We start from the raw sequence: 6,353 nt of genomic DNA, 5'->3' as shown, positions 1-6,353 counted from the left end.
CGCCGGTCCAGGTCACGGCCCCAGTCCCGCCCCCGGCCCCCGCCCCGGGGCGAGGCCCCCCCCCCCCCCCCCGGCCCCCCCCCCGCGCCCCGGCCCCCCCCCCCCCCCCCCCCCCCCCCCCCCCCCCCCCCCGGGCGCCGCGCCCCCCGTCCCCCCCCCGCGGGGCCGGGGGGCGCCGCCGTGCGCGCCCTGCCACGCGCCGCACTCCCCTGTGGTGCGGCGTGCGGGCAAGTCGGGCGCGCCGGGCCGTGGTTGCCCGTACGTCTCGTCAACCCTCAGCGCACCGCGGCGCCGCGGAGATTCCCGTTCCGGCGCGGAAATCCGGGGATTGCGGGGAGCGGCGCCGCAGCAGGCGCGCCCACCCCGGCGAGGCGGCGCCGCCGGCGGGCTGACCGGACGCCCGTCAGGCCGCCGGGGCGCAGGTCGCCGGGGTCGCGTGGGCCGGATCGAGGGCGTTGGCCGTCTCGTGGAAGGCCACCCGGTCGAGGAGGCCGAGGGTCGCGTGCCCGGAGAGGTCGAGCGGGCACAGGTCCTGGACGAGGACGTTGCGCACGCCGGGTCCGGCCAGGAACTGGCTACGGTACGGCGTGACGATCCGGTCGTGCCGCGTCGCGATGACCGTGTACCGCACACCGGGCACGGTGTCGCCGCCGGCGTTGAGGCGGCGCAGGAACGCCGAACCACGGATCTGGTCGGTCAGGGCGGGCGCGATGCCGCGCACGGCCGACTTGGCCGCGGGGAAGGCGTCCAGCAGCCGGGTCAGGCCCATCAGGTCCGTGCCGTGGTTGTCGGGCGCGATGCCGACGAGGGCGTTCACCTTGGCCGCGCCCCCGTGGAATCTGAGGTACTGGCGCGGCATCATGCCGCCTTGCGAGTGCCCGACGAGGTCGGTCTTACGGGCACCCGTCACGGCCAGCACGCGGTCGACGTACGAGGCCAGCTCCTTGGCGGACTCCGCCACCGGGCCCAGGCCGTGGACGAGGGGCACTCCCGGCAGCCGGCCGTAGTCGAGGGAGAAGACGCAGTAGCCGCGCCTGACCAGGTAGGGCGCCAGGCCGAGCCAGTTGTTCAGCGAGTTGGCGAACGTGCCGTGCACGAGGACCACCGGCCGGGGGTGGGCGGCGGACGGCTTGCAGGCGTAGTTGTTCCAGCCGCGGTCCACGGTCCGCGGCACGGCGGACGCCGGGGCCGTGGTGAGGCCGGCCACCAGGGCGAATGCGGGAACCAGGCCGAGCAGGCGGGTGCGGAGCGACGTCATCGCGCGGCACAACGCCCGGCCTCCGGCGGCGTTACGGAACGCTGCGCCTTACGGGGGACACGGTGGGGGGCGGGGCCGCGGCGGCACCCTGCGCATCAACGGCCGCGCCCGGATCCTGCGCGACGCCCCGTTCTTCGACGCCATGGTCGTCCGGGGTGCCAAGGGGGTCGAGGCCCCCGGCACCCCGCTGGAGGAGCACTACGGCCCGCGGTACGCGGAGCGGCTGTACGGCTGAGCCAGCTTCGCCGCCGGCCGGGCCGCCTCCTCGCCGAAGCGGGCCCGCGCCCGGTCCACGGCGGCCTCGATGCGGCGCGCCTTGTCCTCGGCGGGGTCGAACGTCAGCTGCCGGGTGGCGAGTTCGGCGCGGCACAGGTCCTCCGCGCGCAGCGCCACGGACCGTACGCGGGCCCGTTGCAGGCCGAGCGCCGCGTGCAGCGCGTACGCCGCGTCGGTCAGCGCGGGCCCGTGCGCGGTCGGTTCGGGCAGCCGGCGGGTGCGCGTCGTGGTGGAGCGGTCGGCGTAGCGGACGGTGAGGGTCAGCGCGCGGGCCGCACGGCCGCTGCCGCGCAGCCGGGCGCCGAGGTCGTCCGCGAGCGAGAGCAGGGCGCGCCGCCGCCGGTCCTGGTCCAGTTCGTCGTGTGCGAAGCGGTGTTCGGCGCCGATCGAGCGCGCGGCGGCGTTCGGGGTGACCGGCGCCGGGTCGATGCCGCGGGCCTTGTCGTACACCGCCCGGCCGGTTTTCGCGCCGAGGATGCGCTGCAGGGTCGCGGGCGGCGCGGCGGCGATCCGGCCGACGCTGTCCAGCCCGTACGCGCACAGGGCGCGCGCGGTCGCCGGCCCGACGCCGTGCAGCGCGGCGGCCGGTTTGCGGTCGAGGAAGGCGGCGACGGCGGCGGCTTCCCCCGGCACCCGGCGCACCTCGCCGGGCGCCGCGCCCTGCGCCGCCATCCGCGCGAGCAGCGGGTTGCCGGCGATGCCGATGGTGCACCGCACGCCGTACCAGGCCAGCGCCCGCAGCCGGATCAGCTCGGCGATGCCCGCGGCGTCCCGTTCGAAGTAGCGCAACGCCCCCCGCACGTCGGCGAGCGCGGCGTCCGGCGGCAGCGCCTCGATCACCGGCGTGAACTGGCCGAGCAGCCGCAGGAGTTGTTCGTAGGTCTCCTCGCCGGGCGGGGCGCCCCGGTCCTCGTCCGCGCCGCTGTCCCCGGCGGCGCGGAACCGTACGTACAGCATCTCGGGAGGGGCCCCGGCCCCGGCTGCCGTCCCGCTTCCGCCGGTCATCCCGCGCTCCCCGGGCTGGAGTGCCACAGCTTGCGCCCGGTGGCGGCGCCTTCGCCCGCCGGCCGGAGGTCGGCCCAGGGGTGCATCTCGTAGCCGGTCTCCAGCCGGATGGTGCGGCCGGCGGACGCGGCCGCCGGGGCCTCGTTCCGGTCCGCCGCCCAGGTCGCCTCGGCGGCTGCCGAGCCCGCGCGGCCCGGCTCGCTGTGCACCCGGCGCGGCACCGCGCCGCCGTCCGCCGGCCCGCCGTTCACCGGCCCGGCCGGGTCCGCCGTCCTGCCTCCTTCCGCGAGGCGCGCCGTGACCGCCGCCAAGCCGCCCTCGCGGCGCAGTTCGGCCAGCTCGGCGAGGTTCCATGCGGCGGCGCCGACCACGCTGAAGCTGCGCGGCCCGCGCCGCTGGACCGTACCGCGCACGAGCAGCAGCCAGGAGTGGAAGACGGTGTGCGCGCATGCCTCGTGGGAATCGTCGAAGAAGGCGCAGTCGACCAGGCCCGTGCTGTCGTCGAGGGTGGTGAAGATGACCCGGCGGCCGGAGCGGATCGGCGGGGTCTGGGTGGCCGCCTTGGCCCCGGCGACCAGCACCGTCTCCCCGTGCTCGGCGTCGCCCAGCCGTTTGGCGGGCAGCGCCCCCAGCTCCGCGAGGAACTCCCGGTGGTCGCTCATCAGGTGCCGGGTGGTGTCCATGCCGAGGACGCCCAGTTCGGCGCTGAGCTTCTCGACGTCGGTCAGGTCGGGCAGCCCGGCCGGTTCGACCGCCTCGGCGTGCGCGGCGGCGCCGTCCCCCGCGTCCAGGGGCAGCTGCCCCTCGGCCACGCCCCGCTGCCGGCCGTGCAGTTCGGCGAGGTGCAGCAGCAGGTCGCGGCGGTTGGCGCCGAAGGCGTCCAGCGCGCCGACGCGGGCGAGGCGTTCGGCCACCGGGCGGCTGGGCCGGGCCCGCTGCCACAGGTCGGGGAGCGAGGTGTACGGCTGTCCTTCCTCGATGCGCCGCGCCTCGGCCTCGCTCATGCCGTGCACGTCGGCCAGGGCGAGCCGCAGGCCCCAGACCGCCGGACTGCTCCCCCCACCACCATCAGACACCAGTTCGATTCGATGAGCGACCGCCGACCGGTTCACGTCCAGCGGCAGCACCGGCACCCCCCGCCGCCGTGCGTCCGCCAGCAGCAGCCGCTTCGGGTACATCCCCGGGTCGTGGGTGAGCAGCCCGGCGTAGAAGGCCGCAGGGTGGTGCGCCTTGAGCCAGGCGGACTGGTACGTCGGCACCGCGAAGGCGACGGCGTGCGCCTTGCAGAAGCCGTACGAGCCGAACGCCTCGACGATCTCCCAGGTGCGTTCGATCACCTCGGGCGTGTACCCCCGCCGGCTGGTCCGCTCCGTGAACCAGGCCCGCACCTGCCCCTGGATCTCCGGCTTGGACAGTGCGCGCCGCTTCTCGTCCGCCTCGCCCCGGTCGCAGCCGGTCATGATCCGCAGGATCTCGATGATCTGCTCGTGGAAGACGACCACGCCGTAGGTCTCGCGCAGCGGCCCCTCCAGGTCCGGGTGCGGGTAGCGGGCGGGCCTGCGGCCGTGCCGGGCCTCGATGAAGGGCCGCACCATGTCGGCCGAGACCGGCCCCGGGCGGAACAGCGAGATGTCGACCACCAGGTCGTGGAAGGTGGCGGGCTGGAGCCGGCCGACCAGGTCGCGCTGGCCCGGCGACTCGATCTGGAAGCAGCCGAGCGTCTCGGTGGAGCGGATCAGGCCGTACGTGGCGGGGTCGCCGGGCGGCACCTGCGCCGGGTCGTCGAGGTCGACGGTACGGCCGGTGGCGCGGCCGATCTCGGCGGTCGCGTGCGCCATCGCCGACTGCATCCGTACGCCCAGCACGTCCAGCTTGAGCAGTCCCATCTCCTCCACGTCGTCCTTGTCGAACTGCGACATCGGCAGCGGGGATCCGCCCTCGCCGTCGCGGTGCGGGATCTCGCTGCGGGTCGGCACGACGGGGGTGCGGTCCAGCAGCGAGGCGTCCGAGAGCAGCACCCCGCACGGGTGCATGGCCATGCCGCGCGGCAGTGCGTCCAGCGCCTCGACCAGGTCCCACATCGGCCCGTACCGGTCCGCTTCCACACCGCGCAGCTCGGGCAGTTCGGCGAGCGCCGCGCGGGCGTCGCGGGCGCGGATGTGCGGGAAGGACTTGGCCAGCCGGTCCACCTCGGCCGGGTCCATGCCCAGGGCGGCGCCCACGTCCCGTACGGCGTGCCGTACCCGGTAGGTCTCGGGCATGGCGACGGTGGCGACCCGCTCGGTGCCGAACCGGTCGAAGATCGCGCGGTAGACCTCCAGGCGGCGCGCCGACTCCACGTCGATGTCGATGTCGGGCAGCACCGCGCGGCGCTTGGACAGGAAGCGCTCCATCAGCAGCCGCTGCTCGACCGGGTCCGCGTGCGCGATGCCCAGCAGGTGGTTGACGAGCGAGCCCGCGCCGGAGCCGCGTGCGGTCACCCGGATGCCCAGGTCCCTGGTGTCCTCGACGACCCGGGCGACGGTCAGGAAGTACGAGGCGAAGCCGTGGTGCTCGATGATCTCCAGTTCGTGGTCCATCCGCTCCCAGTACGTACGGCGCCGGTCGTAGCCGCGCAGCACCATCCCGGCGGCGCAGCGCGAGCGCAGCACCCGTCCGGCGGTGCGGCGCGCGGCGCCGACCAGGCGGGGTTCGGGGAAGTGGACGGTGCCCAGCCCGATGTCGTCCTCGGGGTCGACCCGGCAGTGCGCGGCCGTCTCCTCGGTCATCGCCAGCAGCCGCTGCGCGGTGCCGGGTCCGAGTCCGGCCGCCTCGGCGATCCGCTCGGCGGTACGGGCCATCGCGCCCGCGTCCTTGAGCCACCGTTCGCCGCCGTCCCGGGCCTCCGGGCGGTGCCGGTCCACCGGCATCAGGCGGCGGGCGGAGTCCAGGACGTCGGCGACCGGGCCCTGCCCGGGGTCGGCGTAGCGGACGGCGTTGGTCAGCACGGCGCGTACGCCGTGTTCGACGGCGAAGCCGAGGGTGCGGGCGGCGAGGCGCAGCGAGCCGGGTCCGGTGCCGGTACGGCCGTGGTCGACGACCTCCAGGCGCAGCGCGTCGCCGTACAGTTCGCGCCAGGGGGCGAGGAGCCGGGCGGCGCGGTCGGGGCGGCCGGCGGCCAGCGCGCGGCCGGGCTCGGAGTCGGGCCCGAGCAGGACGGTGACCGCGTCCGGCGCCCCGGCGCGCACCGCTTCGGTGAGGGCGGCCCAGGTCAGTACGGGCTTGGCGGAGTCCCCCGGCAGGGTGGCGGCGTGCGCGGCCGAGACCAGGCGGCACAGCATGGCCCATCCCGCGGCGCCGTCCCTGGCGAGGAAGACGGCGCGGGCCGCCGACTCGTCGACGAACGCGCCGCCGCGCACCGGGCCGCGCCGCCGGGCCGTCCCCGGGGCGGCGCCCGGGACCGTGCGGCCGTCCTCGGGCGGTGCCACCGCCAGTTCGGTGCCGAACAGCGGGCGGACGCCGGCCGCTGCCGCGGCCTTGGCGAAGCGGACGGCTCCGGCGAGGCCGTCCCGGTCGGTCAGCGCGAGGGCGTCCATGCCGCGTTCGGCGGCGCGCTCGGCGAGGCGTTCGGGGTGGGCGGCGCCGTACCGCAGGGAGAAGCCCGAGGCGGTGTGCAGATGCGTGAACCGTGGCATCCGCGCCTCCTGCCGCTCGTACACCCCCTGACCGTTGCTGCGTCCCCCGTCGCGGTTCCACCATAACTCTTTTCTCGAACAACCGTACGAAAATCGAACAGCGCCCATCGCCGCCCGCCTCCCGCGCCTCCCCTCCCCGA

Annotated in this window: 4 protein-coding genes; 1 reads left to right on the top strand and 3 read right to left on the bottom strand. The window is 76.4% G+C overall.

Annotated features, from left to right (window positions below; all coding sequences use genetic code 11):
• Positions 1-403 precede the first annotated feature (403 nt).
• Complete coding sequence (locus ACH4OW_RS35850; RefSeq protein ID WP_360128336.1) at positions 404-1,258, bottom strand: alpha/beta fold hydrolase; 855 nt, start codon at positions 1,256-1,258, stop codon at positions 404-406.
• Here ACH4OW_RS35850 and ACH4OW_RS35845 point away from each other — a divergent pair.
• Positions 1,242-1,493 (top strand): hypothetical protein, encoded by a 252-nt coding sequence (locus tag ACH4OW_RS35845; RefSeq protein ID WP_398032480.1) that lies wholly within the window; start codon positions 1,242-1,244, stop codon positions 1,491-1,493. The genes ACH4OW_RS35850 and ACH4OW_RS35845 overlap by 17 nt on opposite strands.
• Here the strand turns inward: ACH4OW_RS35845 and ACH4OW_RS35840 are convergent.
• Both ACH4OW_RS35840 and ACH4OW_RS35835 read right to left on the bottom strand, forming a co-directional pair.
• Positions 1,457-2,539 carry a DNA polymerase thumb domain-containing protein gene (locus ACH4OW_RS35840; protein WP_398032477.1) on the bottom strand — a complete coding sequence of 361 codons (1,083 nt, stop codon included), beginning with the start codon at positions 2,537-2,539 and terminating at the stop codon, positions 1,457-1,459. The two genes, ACH4OW_RS35845 and ACH4OW_RS35840, sit on opposite strands and share 37 nt — an antisense overlap.
• On the bottom strand, positions 2,536-6,213 hold the full coding sequence (locus tag ACH4OW_RS35835) for a DNA polymerase III subunit alpha (RefSeq protein ID WP_398032474.1): 3,678 nt from the start codon (positions 6,211-6,213) through the stop codon (positions 2,536-2,538). Before ACH4OW_RS35835 ends, ACH4OW_RS35840 begins: the two co-directional genes overlap by 4 nt.
• Positions 6,214-6,353: the final 140 nt, after the last annotated feature.

It is taken from the genome of Streptomyces sp. NPDC017056 (genome assembly GCF_044332485.1).
Classification (GTDB): domain Bacteria; phylum Actinomycetota; class Actinomycetes; order Streptomycetales; family Streptomycetaceae; genus Streptomyces.
Note: the sequence above shows the minus strand (reverse complement) of the source record. Positions and strands in the feature narration are given on the sequence as shown.

Bases quoted from the DNA above. Each gene is read 5' to 3' on its own strand.
- ACH4OW_RS35835 (WP_398032474.1), bottom strand. From the start codon at position 6,213: ATGCCACGGTTCACGCATCTGCACACCGCCTCGGGCTTCTCCCTGCGG.
- ACH4OW_RS35850 (WP_360128336.1), bottom strand. From the start codon at position 1,258: ATGACGTCGCTCCGCACCCGCCTGCTCGGCCTGGTTCCCGCATTCGCC.
- ACH4OW_RS35840 (WP_398032477.1), bottom strand. From the start codon at position 2,539: ATGACCGGCGGAAGCGGGACGGCAGCCGGGGCCGGGGCCCCTCCCGAG.